This is a genomic window from Corynebacterium jeikeium (genome assembly GCF_000738175.1).
GTDB lineage: Bacteria > Actinomycetota > Actinomycetes > Mycobacteriales > Mycobacteriaceae > Corynebacterium > Corynebacterium jeikeium_C.
The window spans coordinates 1-14,908 of the sequence record NZ_JFCH01000061.1; the positions used below are offsets into that span (position 1 = coordinate 1).

General features: G+C 60.5%; 13 protein-coding genes. 5 read left to right on the top strand and 8 right to left on the bottom strand.

Annotated features, from left to right (window positions below):
• Positions 1 to 50: 50 nt before the first annotated feature.
• A protein-coding gene (locus tag JQ46_RS10320; protein ID WP_155271121.1) for an IS3-like element IS3501 family transposase occupies positions 51 to 1,273 on the top strand; the annotation gives its coding sequence in 2 pieces (ribosomal slippage) (positions 51 to 327 and positions 327 to 1,273; 1,224 coding nt in all).
• 27 nt (positions 1,274 to 1,300) lie between these two features.
• Here the strand turns inward: JQ46_RS10320 and JQ46_RS10325 are convergent.
• The 7 genes from JQ46_RS10325 to JQ46_RS10360 all read right to left on the bottom strand — a co-directional run bounded on the left by JQ46_RS10325 (position 1,301) and on the right by JQ46_RS10360 (position 8,389).
• Entirely contained in the window at positions 1,301 to 2,314 is a 1,014-nt protein-coding gene (locus tag JQ46_RS10325; RefSeq protein ID WP_034988196.1) for a DUF262 domain-containing protein, read from the bottom strand.
• A gap of 366 nt (positions 2,315 to 2,680) precedes the next feature.
• Positions 2,681 to 3,793, bottom strand: coding sequence for a glutathione S-transferase C-terminal domain-containing protein (locus tag JQ46_RS10335; RefSeq protein WP_034988079.1), 1,113 nt, complete (start codon positions 3,791 to 3,793; stop codon positions 2,681 to 2,683).
• A gap of 33 nt (positions 3,794 to 3,826) precedes the next feature.
• On the bottom strand, positions 3,827 to 4,723 hold the full coding sequence (gene sucD / locus JQ46_RS10340) for a succinate--CoA ligase subunit alpha (protein WP_034988081.1): 897 nt from the start codon (positions 4,721 to 4,723) through the stop codon (positions 3,827 to 3,829).
• A 36-nt stretch (positions 4,724 to 4,759) separates the two neighbouring features.
• Positions 4,760 to 5,947, bottom strand: coding sequence for an ADP-forming succinate--CoA ligase subunit beta (gene sucC, locus JQ46_RS10345; RefSeq protein WP_034988083.1), 1,188 nt, complete (start codon positions 5,945 to 5,947; stop codon positions 4,760 to 4,762).
• Between the two features lie 171 nt (positions 5,948 to 6,118).
• A complete protein-coding gene (locus JQ46_RS10350) occupies positions 6,119 to 6,583 on the bottom strand; it encodes a DUF1990 family protein (protein ID WP_034988086.1) in 465 nt (154 codons plus the stop codon).
• A gap of 13 nt (positions 6,584 to 6,596) precedes the next feature.
• Positions 6,597 to 7,718: a M48 family metalloprotease gene (locus JQ46_RS10355; RefSeq protein WP_034988088.1), complete on the bottom strand. Its 1,122-nt coding sequence runs from the start codon at positions 7,716 to 7,718 to the stop codon at positions 6,597 to 6,599.
• 110 nt (positions 7,719 to 7,828) lie between these two features.
• Positions 7,829 to 8,389 (bottom strand): LemA family protein, encoded by a 561-nt coding sequence (locus tag JQ46_RS10360; protein ID WP_034988091.1) that lies wholly within the window; start codon positions 8,387 to 8,389, stop codon positions 7,829 to 7,831.
• A gap of 171 nt (positions 8,390 to 8,560) precedes the next feature.
• Here JQ46_RS10360 and JQ46_RS10365 point away from each other — a divergent pair, with 171 nt between their 5' ends.
• From JQ46_RS10365 to JQ46_RS10375, 3 genes are all read left to right on the top strand, one after another.
• Complete coding sequence (locus JQ46_RS10365) at positions 8,561 to 9,316, top strand: NADPH-dependent oxidoreductase (protein WP_034988092.1); 756 nt, start codon at positions 8,561 to 8,563, stop codon at positions 9,314 to 9,316.
• 178 nt (positions 9,317 to 9,494) lie between these two features.
• Positions 9,495 to 10,754 carry an acid phosphatase gene (locus JQ46_RS10370; protein WP_034988094.1) on the top strand — a complete coding sequence of 420 codons (1,260 nt, stop codon included), beginning with the start codon at positions 9,495 to 9,497 and terminating at the stop codon, positions 10,752 to 10,754.
• Between the two features lie 135 nt (positions 10,755 to 10,889).
• Positions 10,890 to 11,747: a S1 family peptidase gene (locus JQ46_RS10375; RefSeq protein ID WP_051876335.1), complete on the top strand. Its 858-nt coding sequence runs from the start codon at positions 10,890 to 10,892 to the stop codon at positions 11,745 to 11,747.
• Positions 11,748 to 11,753: 6 nt separating this feature from the next.
• Here JQ46_RS10375 and JQ46_RS10380 read toward each other — a convergent pair whose 3' ends face one another.
• Positions 11,754 to 12,080 carry a chorismate mutase gene (locus JQ46_RS10380; protein WP_034988095.1) on the bottom strand — a complete coding sequence of 109 codons (327 nt, stop codon included), beginning with the start codon at positions 12,078 to 12,080 and terminating at the stop codon, positions 11,754 to 11,756.
• A 104-nt stretch (positions 12,081 to 12,184) separates the two neighbouring features.
• Between JQ46_RS10380 and JQ46_RS10385 the strand changes: the two genes are divergently transcribed.
• The gene (locus JQ46_RS10385) at positions 12,185 to 14,884 is read left to right on the top strand and encodes an ATP-dependent helicase (protein ID WP_237744808.1); all 2,700 of its coding nucleotides are present in this window, start codon (positions 12,185 to 12,187) and stop codon (positions 14,882 to 14,884) included.
• Positions 14,885 to 14,908 lie beyond the last annotated feature (24 nt).

A 14,908-nucleotide genomic window follows, 5' to 3' on the forward strand; every position in this document is an offset into this window, starting at 1 on the left:
TGAAGCGTCCTGGGTTTAGTTCCTACCTCTGCTAAGGAAGGATTGGCACTATGCCCAGAAAGTATTCCGCCGAATTCAAGGAGAAGGCGGTCCATCAAGCCCTAGAGATGGTCCGTCTGGAGTCCTGCTCACGGCAACGCGCGTACGAGGAAGTCGGGGAGCTTCTTGGCGTGTCCCACCACACGTTACGCGCCTGGTACCGTGACAGCGTCGCCCATGAGCAGACGGCACCAACAGGTGGCGAAACCATGGAAGAAGAGCTCAAACGGCTACGCCGGGAAAACCGCGAGCTGAAACGAGCCAACAGAATCCTCAAGACTGCCTCGGCTTTTTTCGCGGCGGAACTCGACCGACCCACGACCAGATGATCTCCTACATCGACGAGTACAAGGAGCAATTTGGGGTCGAGGCCATCTGCCGTGTCCTTCGACAAGCAGACCGTGGATTCATCACCTCCCGCGGCTACCGTAAAGCCACCACCCGCGCCCCGAGTGCGAGGGCCTTAAGCGATAGCCTGCTTATCCCAGAGATTCAGCGCGTCCATGCGGAAAACTTTTCGGTCTACGGCATCCGCAAGATGTGGCACGCCATGAACCGTGAGGGCTTTCATATCGGCCGCGACAAGACCGCACGCCTGATGAAACTTGCAGGTGTGTCTGGTCGACGACGTGGACGCACCCCGGTGACCACGATCAGCCCTAAAATGCCGGATCATCGTCCGGATCTTGTGCGCCGAAACTTTCGTGCGCAGGCACCAGGCAGGCTTTGGGTTGCCGACATTACCTATGTTCGCACCCTGTCAGGATTCGCGTACACCGCGTTTGTCATTGACGTCTACAGCCGCAAAATAGTCGGTGTTGCCACCCGATCTACGATGCGCACTGATGCGCTGCCGATGGAGGCACTGGAACATGCATTAACGACTGCTGGTCGAATCCACGGCGACCAGCTGATACACCACAGTGACCGGGGAAGTCAGTACGTGTCACTGAAGTACTCCACTGCTTTGGCCGAAGCCGAGATCCGGCCAAGTGTCGGCACAGTCGGAGATTCCTATGACAACGCGCTGGCCGAGACTGTTAACGGTCTCTACAAGGCTGAACTTATCCATCCTCAAGGCCCGTGGACATCAGTAGGAGAAGTCGAGCTAGCCACCCTGCGGTGGGTGCACTGGTGGAACACCAAACGTCTTCACGAGGCGTTGGACTACGCCACCCCACAAGAAGTAGAAACCGAGTACTATCTCACCGAGCCCATCAACACAGGGCCGTAAAAGAAGCGGAACCAAACCCAGGACGCTTCAGTTCGAGACCCCTTTGGCCTTAGCCTTGTCGGTCTGCTTCTTGTAAACGCGCTTCTTGACGGCCTCGGTGAACACCCGGACGTTGAGCAACTTCGTATCCGTCTTACCGCCTAGCAGGTACTCGTAAACACCCTTCTTCGACTGTATCTGCGAGTCTGACAACAGCTCCTGAGCCTCGGCCGTCATTTCCGTGGCGTTGTAACCCTGGGAGCTGTACTTCTCATACAGTTCGTTCCAGGCGATACCGCGCATGGAGTTGTCTGTCATCTTGAACACACTCGCGGCCCAATCGATGACAGAGGTAAAGTACGTCTCGAGTGCGTTGCAGTCCACGTCCTCACGATGCTTGGCCATGTAGGTATCGATGCTGACGCCATCGCGCTGGGCAATCCAACTCAAGGCGACTTCCAGCACCTCCTGGCGCGCAGGCCCGCCACGCACAAAGTTCGACCACTTAGACATCACAGCCGTACCTGAGTTGGAAAAGACCTTCTTCGCGGCATTGACGAACGGGCCTGAGTACACGGCATTCCGAAGCTCCTGCGGCGTGAGCGGAACTCCGACGATGTTGATCGTCTTGAACCATTGTTTGATCTCATCTTCGGTGCCCGAGCAGTCGTAGATGAGTAGCTCGGTGTCGAGGATGAGGTTCTGCTGGTGCTCGCTGAGCGACGAGAAGTACTGCTCGTTGCCGTCTGGGACTTTCACCACAAACAGGTCCTTGCAGAAGCGTCCAATGGACGTGACGCGCTGCTGGCCGTCGAGAATCTCGAACTTTGCTTCGTCAGCTTTCGGCTGGTTGAAGTAAATCAAGCCCAGCGGATACTGCTTGAGCAGAGAGTCGATGACAGCAACGTCCTTTTTGCCGTCGTTGTAGATGTAGTTGCGCTGGTACTCAGGCTGGATAGTCAGGTCACCGGCCAGGCCGTAGAGACCCTTCCCCTCAAGCTCGTTGTAGTGAAACCCGTCGACAATGTCGCGGATCTTACGTGGGTTGAGTTTTGCTTCCATGCTTTAGACCTCCCTAGCAGCGAGGTTGCGGTGACGAATGAGGATGCGGGCATAGGGTTGAGTGAAAAACTGACCATCCACTTCGTAGTAGGTCACACCCTTAGGAGCTACAGCGTGAGGGATGGCAGCACCATCATTCAGCTTGCCCACACGAGACGTCTTTCCGTCTGCGGATCTCTGAGTTTGCACGGGGTAGACCTTCGCCTTCAAGCCCGACGAATGAGAGTGTCCGATTCTTTGTGTGCGGGGGCTTGGTTGATTCCGGCTACAGACCCAGAGGTCGTAGGTTCGAATCCTGCCCCCGCTACCAATTAATCCCCTCGCTGGTTGAAACACCGGCGAGGGGATCTTCTGGTTGCGAAAGGCCTAGTCCAAATCGAATAGCTCCCGCTGGAAGGGCAGGGGGTTCTTCAGCCGCTCGGCGTCCGGCAACTTACCTGGCAGGGTGGTACCCTCAGCAAACGGCGCACCCGACAGGTGGTCGCGGCCATGGGGCTGCGCCAAGCCCGAGAGGTCCGGTCCGGCCGGGACGATCTGCGTGGGATTTACTTCGCGGTGGACGATGTAATAGTGCTGCTTGATCTCTTTGAAATCGGTGGTATCGCCGAACCCAGGGGTCTGGAACAGCTCGCGCAGGTAGCCGTAGACGTTCGGCATCTCGCTGGTCTTGTTCCGGTTCGTCTTGAAGTGCCCGTGGTAGACAGCATCGAAGCGGATCAGGGTGGCATATGCCCGGATGTCGGTCTCCGTGATGTGCTCGCCCATGATGAACCGCTGGTTTGCCAGGCGCTCCTCCAGCCAGTCGAGGACCTCGAATACATCCTCATAGGCTTGCTCATAAGCTTCTTGTGACGCCGAAAACCCAGCCCTGTACACGCCGTTATTGAACTTTCGGAAGATGAAGTCGTTGATCTCCTCCATCTCCTCCCACTGCTCTGTCGGTGGAAGTAGGTTGGGAGCGCCGGCCCGCTGGTACTCGGTCCATTCAGTTTGGAAGTCGCGGACGCTCGAATTGAAATCGTTGGTCACGACCTTGCCGCTGGCTTCTTCCACCAACGCCGGCACTGTTATGCCCCGCGGGTAGCCCGGGAAACGCTTAAAGTACGCATCCTGTAGGCGGGGGATCTGCAGCACGGGGTCGACGCCACCCGGATCCAGATCGAAGGTCCAGGAGCGCTTGTCGTGTGTAGGGCCTGCCAACCCCAGGGAGATCACATCTTCCAGCCCCAGCAGGCGCCGTACGATGACCGCGCGGTGCGCCCACGGGCAGGCGCGTGCGGCTATCAGGCGGTAGCGGTTCGGCTGCACCGGCCAGTGCAGCGCGTCGCCACCGGCAGGCTGCGGTTCCTCGCTGGTGACGGAAGCGACGATGCGGTCGCCGATGTAGTTGGTATCCCGCTTGAATTCGCCGTCTTTCGAGGCATTTTGGGCATCGCCGGCCCAGTCCTTCTGTGATTCCTTCTGAGCTTCTGTGGCCATGCCTGTCCTCTCTGTTGTTTGCCCTAGCTAGATTTAGGCTTCGCCGATCTCTGCGAGCACTTCCCGCATTAGTTCCGCCGCCTGGGTGGGAGTCTTACCCACTCGCACACCAGCTTCCTCCAGCGCGACCTTCTTCGCCTCAGCCGTGCCCGAAGAACCGCTGACGATAGCTCCGGCATGCCCCATGGTCTTGCCCTCCGGGGCCGTGAAACCTGCGACGTAGCCCACCACAGGCTTGGTGACGTTCTTAGCGATGTACTCGGCGGCGCGCTCCTCAGCATCGCCACCAATTTCGCCGATCATAATGATCGCCTTGGTCTCAGGATCATTTTGGAAGGCCTCGATCGCATCGATGTGGGTAGTGCCGATAATCGGATCGCCACCGATGCCAATGCAGCTGGTGAATCCCACATCGGAGAGCTCATGCATCACCTGGTACGTCAGTGTGCCGGACTTGGATACCAGCCCGATCTTGCCGGCCTCACCGGCGGAATCAGATGGGATAATGCCCGCGTTGGACTGGCCGGGGGAAATGATGCCAGGGCAGTTCGGCCCGATGATGCGTGTCTTGGAGTTCTTCGCCAGGGAGAAGAAGCTCGCCGTGTCGTTGACTGGCACGCCTTCGGTAATGACCACAACCAGCGGTATTTCCGCCTTGATTGCCTCTTCTGCCGCAGCCTTGGTGAACTTCGCCGGGACGAAGATAACCGAGACATTGGCGCCAGTCTCTTCCATTGCCTCAGCAACGGAGGCGAAAACAGGAACCTGCTTGCCGCCTTCAAAGGTGACGGTCTGTCCGCCCTTGGAGGGGTTAACGCCGCCGACAATGTTTGATCCGGAGTCCAGCATGCGCTGGGAGTGCTTCATTCCCTCCGAGCCAGTCATGCCCTGGACGATGATCTTGGAATCGCGATCTAGAAAAATAGCCATAATTTTCAGTCCTCTATTTGTTGGAATCCGTGATGCTTATTTGTTCTGATCAGCCAGGGAAGCCAGCTCCGCGGCTTTGCGCGCGGCGCCGTCCATCGTGTCTTCTCGCTGCAGATTCGGCAGATTGGCATCGTCCAAGAGCTTCCGGCCCTCTTCTGCATTGTTGCCATCCAGTCGGACAACGAGGGGCTTTGGCTCGATTCCTTGGGTGTGGAGGATCTTGTAAGCCTGAATGATTCCGTTGGCAACCTCATCGCATGCGGTGATTCCGCCAAAAACGTTGACCAAGATCGACTGGACTTGCTCATCCGCCAGGATGACCTCCAAGCCATTGGCCATGATCTCGGCATCGGCACCACCACCGATGTCCAGGAAGTTGGCGGGCTTCGGGGAACCGGGAAATTCCTCGCCGGCGTAGGCGACCACATCCAGGGTGGACATCACTAGGCCGGCACCGTTGCCGATCACACCGACCGAGCCGTCCAACTTCACGTAGTTCAAGCCCATCGTCTGGGCCTTCAACTCCAGCGGATCGGTGGTGTTGTGATCTGCTAACTCGGAATGCTCCGGGTGGCGGAAGCTTGCATTGTCGTCCAAGGTCATCTTGCCGTCAATCGCCAGCAGCTCCCCGGAATTGGTCTTGACCAGCGGATTGACCTCGACCAGCGTGGCATCTTCGCCAACGTAGGTTTCGTAGAGCTTCTTCAGCACAGGCACCAGCTTCTCCACATCGTCTGCGGGGAAACCGGCATTTTCTGCAATTTCGCGGGCAATGGAGTCCGTCAGCCCCTCCAGCGGGGAGAAGTTGCGCCGGACAAGCGCCTCCGGCCGCTCCTTTGCCAGTTTTTCGATGTCCATGCCGCCCTCGCGCGACAGCATGGCAAGGTACTGGCGCTGCGTGCGGTCCAGCATGATGGAGAAGTAGTACTCCTCGGCGATATCCGCCCCCTCGGCAACCATGACCTTGCGCACGGTGTGGCCCTTAATGTCCAGCCCCAGAATGTCCTTCGCCGCCGCGGCTGCTTCGGCCGGCGAGTGGGCCAGTTTTACACCTCCGGCCTTGCCACGGCCGCCAACCTTCACCTGGGCTTTCACGATTACGGTGCCGCCTAGCTTCTCAGCAGCCCGTTCAGCTTCCGCAGATGAAGTAGCGACGATGCCTTGCAGGACAGGTACGTCGTAGTTTTCGAAAAGATCTCGAGCTTGGTACTCGTATAGATCCACTTAGATTCTCCATACGGTCTGTAGGTGGGAAAGGTCAGAATATGCGACGAGCCCACTTATGACTTACCTCACTTTGGAGGCGACTTTGTGAGCTCTCTGAAACCATCGTAATGAAAAATTCCCTGTTCGACAGAAAGCACGGAACGGGGAAACCCAAAGTTTCCTCGCTAGTCATCGGCCAGTTATCGGTGATTCATCGTCCAAGGCGCGCAGGTAAAAACGGCGGATCAGAACACGCCGCGGCAGGTCGATGACTGGGCGTAGGACGGGAAAACGGGCGGGCTGGGACTTGGCGTCAATAAGAAAAAGAACCCTTCCATCCTGCAACCGCTCCAGGGTGAAGGTTTCCTCGCCCCGCTCGGCGTGGCCGGGGAGGGTGCCATAGGTAAAGCCGCAGCGGCCGGGCGTGGAGAAAGTATCGACTATCCTGCAGTGGAACGTCCACGGCCCGAAGCCCAGTGCGACCTCGGCGCCAGTCTCCACGACCTCGTGGGTGGGGCGCACGCGAAAGAGGCCACTGCGCTGCACACCCCAGCGGAAGAGCTTGGCGGCGGCAGTCTCGAAATCTGCGTTGATGATCCGCGACATGTGCAGCTCCGGGAAGCCGTCGGTCGAGGTGTAGGAGAGGGGAGTCATAGAAACCCCCAGGCTACTTGAGGTGCCCGGCGATCTGCTGGTGTTCCGGCACATAGGGGACGAAATCTTGCACGTAGGCACCCATGGCAACCAGGGCGTTGACCCTTTCCCAGATCGGCGGGTGGGTGGCGGAGAAATCCCGCTTCTTCGTCATGGTGCGCTTGAAGACGGACCCCTTCTTACCTGCGTCGGAATTGTGGAAGCCCTGGATGATGTCTTGCTCCGGTGCGTACAAAGCCAGGGAGCCGGGTGTGCCGTACATGGAGTTCTGCACCGTAGAAGGGTTCGCCTGGTGGAACGCGCGGATAGTGATCAGCGCTTGCGCTAGTGCGGTGGGGTTACGGCACAGGGAGACTCCATGGCTATCGGCCTGTTGCTCGCGGTGGCGAGACATGTAGGCCCTGGCGATGTTGGCCAACGCCGGGGCGGCGAGGATAACGCAGAAGGAGATCAGCAAGATCACGATGGCAGCTACGGCATTGCCGCCGCCATTCGAGTTAGAGCTAGAGCGGCCTCGGTTGTTGTTGCTGAAACTGCCGTAGATAAACACCGACTGCAGGATGGAAATGACGGACGCGATGGCCACCAGCTGCGTCATCACGCGATTGTCGTCGGCGGTTAAGTGGCTCATTTCGTGGGCGATGACCGCCTGCATCTGCTCGCGGTTCAGCAGGTAGCCTAGCTCTTCGGTGACGACGATGGTGCCGGTGTGAGGCTTGTTGCGCTTGCCGCCTAGAGCGTAGGCATTGGGCACTCCGGTGCCGATGAGCACATAAACCTTCGGCGGGGAGGGCATGCCCGCGGCGATCGACATCTCCTCCACGATGTTGTAGACCATGCCTTTTTCAACCTTGCGCTTCTCGCCACCGATGGCGGAAATCACGGTCTTGGTGGAAAAGAAATACGAGTACAGCAGGATCAGCGCGGCCACCGGGATGGCGACCCCGGCGGAGATCAGGATGACCTTGCCCAGGGTGTTGTAGTCAATATCGCTTCCCTGGATACCCACGTAGGCCGCACAGGCACACGCCACGATGGAAAGCTGCAGCACAAATACATTCGCAATCCACGCGACAGCGATGCCTTTGCGTAGCTGCGAAAGCGATTCATCAAAGGTTCTCGGCTGGTTGGCCATTGTCCGTTATCCGTCCTTTCAGCCTCTCAGTGCTCACGAGTCCTGCCCGCTAGGTACGATGCTTAAGAAGCGGAAGTGGCCTTGAGAGGGGGCGGGGCAGGGCAAGAAGGCTAGAAAGAAACGTCCGGAGCCTGGCGCTTGGACTCTTCCACCTGGAAGAACGCGAAGGGCTGGAAGCCGTGCACGGAAGCGACGATATTGGTCGGCACGGACTGGATAGCAGTGTTGTAGGTGTTCGTGGAGGCGTTGTAGTACTGGCGGGCGAAGCCCACCTTGTTTTCGGTGGAGGCGAGCTCCTCCTGCAGCTGCTGGAAGTTGCGGGAAGCCTGCAGCTCCGGGTACGCCTCGGCGGTGGCACGCAGGGTAGCCATGGTGCGACCGAATACAGCGTCTGCCTGGGAGGCATCCTGCACGCTGCCGGTCGCTTGGGCGCGTTCGGTGGCCGTGCGCAGCTCGGCGATGTCGTGGAAAACCTTGGCTTCGTGGCTGGCATAGCCCTTGACGGTGGCCACCAGGTTTGGGATCAGGTCGCCGCGGCGCTGCAGCTGGGTATCGATCTGGGCGTACGCCTCGTTAACGGTGTTTCGCTTCTTGACGAGGCCGTTGTACATGGCGAACCAGATGATGGCGAGGACTACGAGGATGGCGAGGATGATAACTGCGATGATCATGTAAGAAAAACTTCCCTGGAAACTCTTGAACGTACCTATCTAGAAATTCTCGGCGCGTGGCGGTTCGGTAGTGACCCACACAGGCTAACAGTGTTGGAATGTATTATCGCTAACGTTTGTTCCCGGCGCAGGCCGGAAAACTTGGAAAAATCTCTAGCTAGGGTTGGGGCCATGCCTAAAAACACAAACTCTATGGTCGAACGCCAGCTTTCCCACCGCACGATCAGGGAGTTCACGGATCAGCCGGTGGACGACCAGACCCTGGAAACCATTTATGACGTAGCCATGCGCACGGCATCTTCCCGCGGGATGCAGCAGGCCAGCATCATTCGCGTGACGGATACGCAGCTGCGGGAACGCCTGGCGGAGATCGGTAACCAGGAGTACGTCCGCCGCGCGCCCGTGTACCTGTTGTTCCTGGCGGATACGGCGCGGAATGCGCAGATCTTGCAGGAAAACGGGGGCGACCCGCGAGCGGCTGGCCGCACGAAGGCTTTTGTGGAGGCATTCACCGATGCCTGCCTGATGGCGCAGAACGTGGTGAACGCCGCGGAGTCCTTCGGCCTGGGCGCCAACTTCCTGGGCAATATCCACAACGACACTGCCGGTGTTATCGAACTGCTCGAGCTACCGCGCTACACCTTCCCGGTGGTGGGGCTTACCCTGGGCTGGCCGAACCAGGATCCGCAGCTGAAGCCTCGCATGCCGCGCAGGTTCCGCGTGATGGAAAACGGCTACCAGACCAGCGAGAATCTTGCTGTCGACCTGGCGGAATACGATGCGGAGATGACAACCTACTACGACCTGCGCAACGCCAACCAGCGCGTGGATAGCTTCACCAATCAGGTCTTGAAGAACTTCCCCTTCACCCGGGACAGCAATGATGACTCGCTGCAAGCTGCGCGTTGGCAAGGCTTTATTGTTTAGCGTTTTTCTTTGTGACGCCCTCACTGTCATTCGCACCTAACCTCAAATTAACCTGCCGTTCAGAAACCTGGGTTAGTGTCCGAAGGAGTTTATAAAACTATCGCAATAGGCGCCGGGCGAGCCAGGAGGCTTGGCGTCAAAAAGAATCGCAGGACGAGACTTCAAGGGTGAGAGAAAAGTGACCAAAACCAAGAGCCTAAAGATCACGGCAGCAGCCATGATGGCTACAACCATGTCCCTTTCCGCAGTGAACGTCGCGCCGGTGGAGGCTGCACCGAGCGTGCCGGCAGTTGCAGGCTCCGAGGGCCTGCCGAGCTACCCGCACCCGGTGCAGCACAAGGGTGCCCCGACCCCGCAGCCTTTCGGTCCGGAGTACCTGGGTGGCTACATCTCTGACATCAGCTCTCACGGCTACGGCATCTACCTGGATGTTGTCGATGGCTTCAACGACGTGCGCGCCAACCACCCGGCGATCATGAAGCAGAACCTGGACAAGGTTGTGGAGATCAACAACGCTGCGCAGGGCAATCCGTCTGCTATCCAGCGCGCACAGAAGGACGCTCGCGCGGACAAGGCTGGCGTGCTGGATGCGTTCTCCGACTCGCTGGGCGACGAGCTTGGCCGCCACTTCCGTGCTGCCCTGCGCGAGAACCGCCTGCCGAAGACCCAGTTCCTGCTGGGCAACGGCTACCTGGCACGCGCAGGCGGAGTTGCATCCTCCACCTTCGTGGAGAAGATGGTGTTTGGTTACGACCGTCCGTTCGTGGTCGCTCCGGAGCGCATCAAGAAGTACGAGGATGGCCAGAACAAGTACTACGGCACCTCCAAGTCCTACCCATCTGGTCACACCAACCAGGCCGTGTGGTCCACCACTCTGCTGGCTCTTACCCTGCCGGAGCTGGCTCCGCAGATCCTGGCTCGAGGTTCCGAGGCTGGCAACAACCGCATTGTCATGGGCGTGCACTACCCGCTGGACGTCATGGGTGGCCGCATGTCCGGCACCGCTGCTGCTGCCGACCGCTGGAACGATCCGAAGATGCGCGACGCAATCCAGCAGGCGGGCAAGGAGCTGCGCGCGGAGCTGGAGTGGCGCGCAGGTCGCCCGATCGCCGAGGTTGTGAAGAGCGACAAGGCTTACCGCTCCACCGACCAGGCTGTGCGCGAGTACACCGACCGCATGACCTACGGCTTCCCGAAAATCTACCGCAAGGATGCGCCGATGATCGTGCCGCAGGCTGCGCCGGATCTGCTGCTGCCGAAGTTCCCGAAGCTGAGCTACAAGCAGCGCGCCTCCATCTTGCGCCAGACCGCCATCCCGTCCGGTTCCCCGCTGGACGATCAGGGCCCGCGTGGTTCCTGGCAGCGCCTGAACATGGCCGCCGCATTCGCCGCAAAGGTCAAGGTCAACGGCGACGGCAGCGTCACCGTTCTTCGCTAATTGGCGGATAGCTGGCGGCTAATCGTCGGCTAGTCGGCAGCGCAAAAAGGGAGGCGGGGAAGCAGGGGTAACCTTGTCCAAATTGTTACCTCTGTGACGCATGTGAATCCCCGCTTCTGCGCTAGGGTTAGGTTTATGGAAGCCGCATCTGTATCCACTCAACCCCCAGCTGGGCGCTCCTTTCGTAGCGCCATCCGTCGTCGCCTCGGAGCCCTGATGGCAGGCGTGGCACTGGCCACCTCCGCCGTTTTCGGCTCGGCCTTCACCGCGCCAGAGGCCGCAGCCGCGCCCGCTGGTTCCGCAGATGCATTCTTGCAGGCCACCGGCCAGCCCGGACCGCACCGCGTTCCGGGTCACTACTTCACCTCTCCGGGCATTCCGAAGGCTCAGCGTGCCGCGGCGCCCAGCGTTCTGGCTGGGCCTTCCATGCCGATCTACGTGGGCAACAACATCTGCACCCTGGGTGTGGTTGGCTACGACAAGGCCGGAAACAAGGTGGGTATCACCGCAGGCCACTGCGGTGGGCCCGGTGCTCCGGTCGTTTCTATGGACGCCGAGGGAGCCGGCCAAATCGGCACCGTCGTCCGCAACGGGTACCCGGACTACGCCGTGATCAAATTCAACAACAAGGTGCGCCTGACCCGCGGCTACAACAACGTTCACCTCAACGCCCTCGGCGGCTCCACCCCGGCGAGCCTGCAGCAGATGTGCAAGACCGGTGTGGCCACCGGAGTTTCCTGCGGCCCCATGCTGGCGATCTCCGGGCCGTTCCTGGTTTCCCACCTGTGCGGCTCTATGGGAGATTCGGGAGCCCCGATTTACGTCGGCAACCGGTTGGTCGGCATCGTCAACGGTGGCGTGGCCAACCTGCCTTCCTGCACCACCCCGCTACAGGGGCCGCTGCACGCGCCGACGGCGGGTGCAGCGTGGAACGTGATCGCCGCGGATCTTAATGCGGCCGGCGGGGTGGGAGCCGGATTCCGTCTGGCCTAGTCTTACTTAGCCCAAGCGCCCTCTGCCCAGTTGCAGCAGGGCCTTTGCTATTTCTACGCCCTCGGGGCCAAACTCTGCGCGGAATTGGTTAATGATGGCGACCTCGCGGGTGTAGACCAGCTTCGTTCCGCCGGAGCCCAAGCGCGTTTTACCGATCGCCTTCGATACCTCGCTGCGACGGTGGATTGCGTCGATGATGACGCGGTCGAGGCGGTTGATCTCCTCGCGGTAGGATTGAATTTCTGAATCCGACAAGGGATCGTCCGTGCCCGAGGGCATGCGGACGGTGAACTCGTTGGGCTTCGACGAAGCCGCAGAATCGTTGTCGCTCATGCGTTGTATTCTACCGCTAGTCAGCAAGCCGAGATCCGGAAGATCCCCGGGGCGCATGTGCCAGCGGTTTTCGGGAAATTTTTTGAGGGAGCACAAAGGGAGACATGAACAACCAGCACGATCCGTTTGCCGACCTGCCGCTGCCTGAAGAACCAACGCTTTTCGACGACGAGGTTCCGCCGCCGGCCGACGAACTGCCGCCGGAGGGGTACGAAAGCGTGCTGGCGAACATGCACTCCGATAGCTCGCAGGGTACGTCGGAGCCGCCACAGGCACACCACACCCAGGCACTACCGCACAGGAATGCTGGGACGGCAGCGGGGGAGACGGGGCGTCATAAAGAAAAGCTCCTCGAAGGCCTCAACCCGCAGCAGCGGCAGGCAGTCGAGCACATGGGCAGCCCGCTGCTGATCGTGGCGGGCGCGGGCTCCGGCAAGACGAGTGTGCTGACGCGCCGCATTGCATATTTGCTGGCAAACGGGGTGGCGCCGTGGCAGATCCTGGCGATCACCTTCACCAACAAGGCGGCGGCGGAAATGCGCGAGCGCGTGGTGGACATGGTCGGGCCGCAGGCGGAGCGCATGTGGGTCTCCACTTTCCACTCCTTCTGTGTGCGCGTGCTACGTGCCAATGCGCACCTCGCGCCGGGCCTGAACACGAACTTCAGCATCTACGACTCGGACGATTCCAAGCGCCTGATGACGATGATCATCAAGGATGCCTCGCTGGACTTGAAGGAGTTCTCGCCGCGTGGGGTGCTGAATGTGATCTCCAATTGGAAGAACGAACTGGTCGGCCCGGCCGGGGCGCTGGAGGAAGCGCAGCGCGACTCCAACCCCCACACGGCCCAGATCGCCACGCTGTACAAGGCGTATCAGAACCGTTTGCGGGCGGCGAACGCGGTGGACTTCGACGATCTGATCGGTGAGGTCGTGGCGATCCTGAACAATAATCCGGACGTTCGCGAGCACTACCGGCGCCGCTTCCGCCACATCATGGTCGACGAGTACCAGGACACCAACCACGCACAATACGAGCTGGTGGCGGCTCTCGCGGGCAAGGGCAAGGCCGAGTGCGAGTTGTGCGTGGTGGGCGATGCCGACCAGTCGATCTACGCTTTCCGTGGCGCGACGATCCGCAACATCGAGGAGTTCGAGCGCGACTACCCGGATGCGCACACGATCCTGCTGGAGCAGAACTACCGCTCCACCCAGAAGATCCTGTCCGCAGCCAACGCGGTGATCGACCGGAACCAGGGGCGCCGCCCGAAGAAGCTGTGGACGGATCTGGGCGATGGCGAGCTGATCGGCGGTTACGTTGCGGATAACGAGCACGACGAGGCGAACTTCATCGTCGAGCAGATCGACGACCTGGTGGATAACGACGGCTACTCCTACGGCGACATTTCGATCATGTACCGCACCAACAACGCCTCCCGCGCGATTGAGGACGTGCTGGTGCGCTCCGGTATGCCGTACAAGGTCGTCGGTGGCACGCGCTTCTACGAGCGCCGCGAGATCCGCGACATTGTGGCTTATCTCAAGGTGTTGGACAACGCGGACGACACGGTGGCGCTGCGGCGCATCATCAACACCCCGCGCCGCGGAATCGGGGAGAAGGCCATCGCGCAGGTCACTGTGCACGCGGAAGGCCAGGGGATTGGTTTTTCGGCTGCTCTTGGTGACGCCGCCGCGGGGAAGGTCGCCGGCCTTTCCGCACGCGGCCGCAATTCCATTGGCAAGTTCCTGGAAATGATGGACGCGCTGCGGGCAGAGACGGAGTCTATGGAGATGACGGCATCGGACGGGTCCGGACTGGGATTGCCCGACCTGGGGCGGGTGATCTCTGCGGTGCTGGACATGACCGGCTACAAGGAGCTGCTGGAGAAATCCAACGACCCGCAGGATGGGGCGCGCCTGGACAACTTGAACGAGCTGGTGAGCGTGGGACATGAGTTCTCGCAGGAGTCGGCGAACCTGAAGGCGTACGAGGAGATGCCGGGTGGCAGCGCCGGTAGCGCTGGTAGCAGCGATGGCAGCGCCGGAGACACCGCCGACGCCATGCTCACCGAAGGGGAAGCGCCGCTGGGTAGCCTGCAGGCCTTCCTAGAGCGCGTGAGCCTGGTAGCGGACGCGGACCAGATCCCCGCGGACGAGCAGGACATGGTGACGCTCATGACATTGCACACCGCCAAGGGGTTGGAGTTCCCCGTGGTGTTCCTGACCGGCTGGGAGGACGGCCAGTTTCCGCACATGCGCGCGCTGGGTGACCCGACGGAGCTGGCCGAGGAGCGGCGCCTGGCCTATGTGGGCATTACCCGCGCAAAGCAGCGGCTGTTCCTTACCCGTGCGATTACGCGCAGCGGTTGGGGAGCGCCGGTGAACAATCCGCCGTCGCGCTTCCTATCCGAGGTTCCGGAGGATCTGATGGAGTGGATCCGCGAGGAGCCTGCCCGCTTCGGCAGCGGTGTGGATTCCGCCTGGGGTGGCGGTGGCTACGCCGATGGCACCAGCTTCGGCGGCTCAGGCGGCTCGGGTGGCTGGGGCACGGGGTCCAGCGGCTGGGGCGGCCAGTCCTACCGGAAGCCAGCGAAGAAGGCGAAGCCTGCCTTCGGAGCCGGGGCGAAGAAGAACCAGGATCTCGACTTGGCGGTGGGGGACAAGGTCAACCACGACAAGTACGGCCTGGGCACGGTGAAGAGCGTGGACGGTAGCGGATCGCACACGACCTGCATGATCGACTTCGGCAGCCAGGGCACGGTGCGTCTGATGCTGTTCGGCGGCGTGCCGATGGAGAAGCTCTAGCCCCTGGGGCTCTGGGGCGCGCCC

What these genes read in the sequence shown, in the direction of transcription:
- JQ46_RS10375 (WP_051876335.1), top strand. Translation starts at nt 10,890, where the DNA reads ATGGAAGCCGCATCTGTATCCACTCAACCCCCAGCTGGGCGCTCCTTT.
- JQ46_RS10360 (WP_034988091.1), bottom strand. Translation starts at nt 8,389, where the DNA reads ATGATCATCGCAGTTATCATCCTCGCCATCCTCGTAGTCCTCGCCATC.
- sucD (WP_034988081.1), bottom strand. Translation starts at nt 4,723, where the DNA reads ATGGCTATTTTTCTAGATCGCGATTCCAAGATCATCGTCCAGGGCATG.
- JQ46_RS10380 (WP_034988095.1), bottom strand. Translation starts at nt 12,080, where the DNA reads ATGAGCGACAACGATTCTGCGGCTTCGTCGAAGCCCAACGAGTTCACC.
- JQ46_RS10355 (WP_034988088.1), bottom strand. Translation starts at nt 7,718, where the DNA reads ATGGCCAACCAGCCGAGAACCTTTGATGAATCGCTTTCGCAGCTACGC.
- JQ46_RS10365 (WP_034988092.1), top strand. Translation starts at nt 8,561, where the DNA reads ATGCCTAAAAACACAAACTCTATGGTCGAACGCCAGCTTTCCCACCGC.
- JQ46_RS10385 (WP_237744808.1), top strand. Translation starts at nt 12,185, where the DNA reads ATGAACAACCAGCACGATCCGTTTGCCGACCTGCCGCTGCCTGAAGAA.
- JQ46_RS10350 (WP_034988086.1), bottom strand. Translation starts at nt 6,583, where the DNA reads ATGACTCCCCTCTCCTACACCTCGACCGACGGCTTCCCGGAGCTGCAC.
- JQ46_RS10335 (WP_034988079.1), bottom strand. Translation starts at nt 3,793, where the DNA reads ATGGCCACAGAAGCTCAGAAGGAATCACAGAAGGACTGGGCCGGCGAT.
- JQ46_RS10325 (WP_034988196.1), bottom strand. Translation starts at nt 2,314, where the DNA reads ATGGAAGCAAAACTCAACCCACGTAAGATCCGCGACATTGTCGACGGG.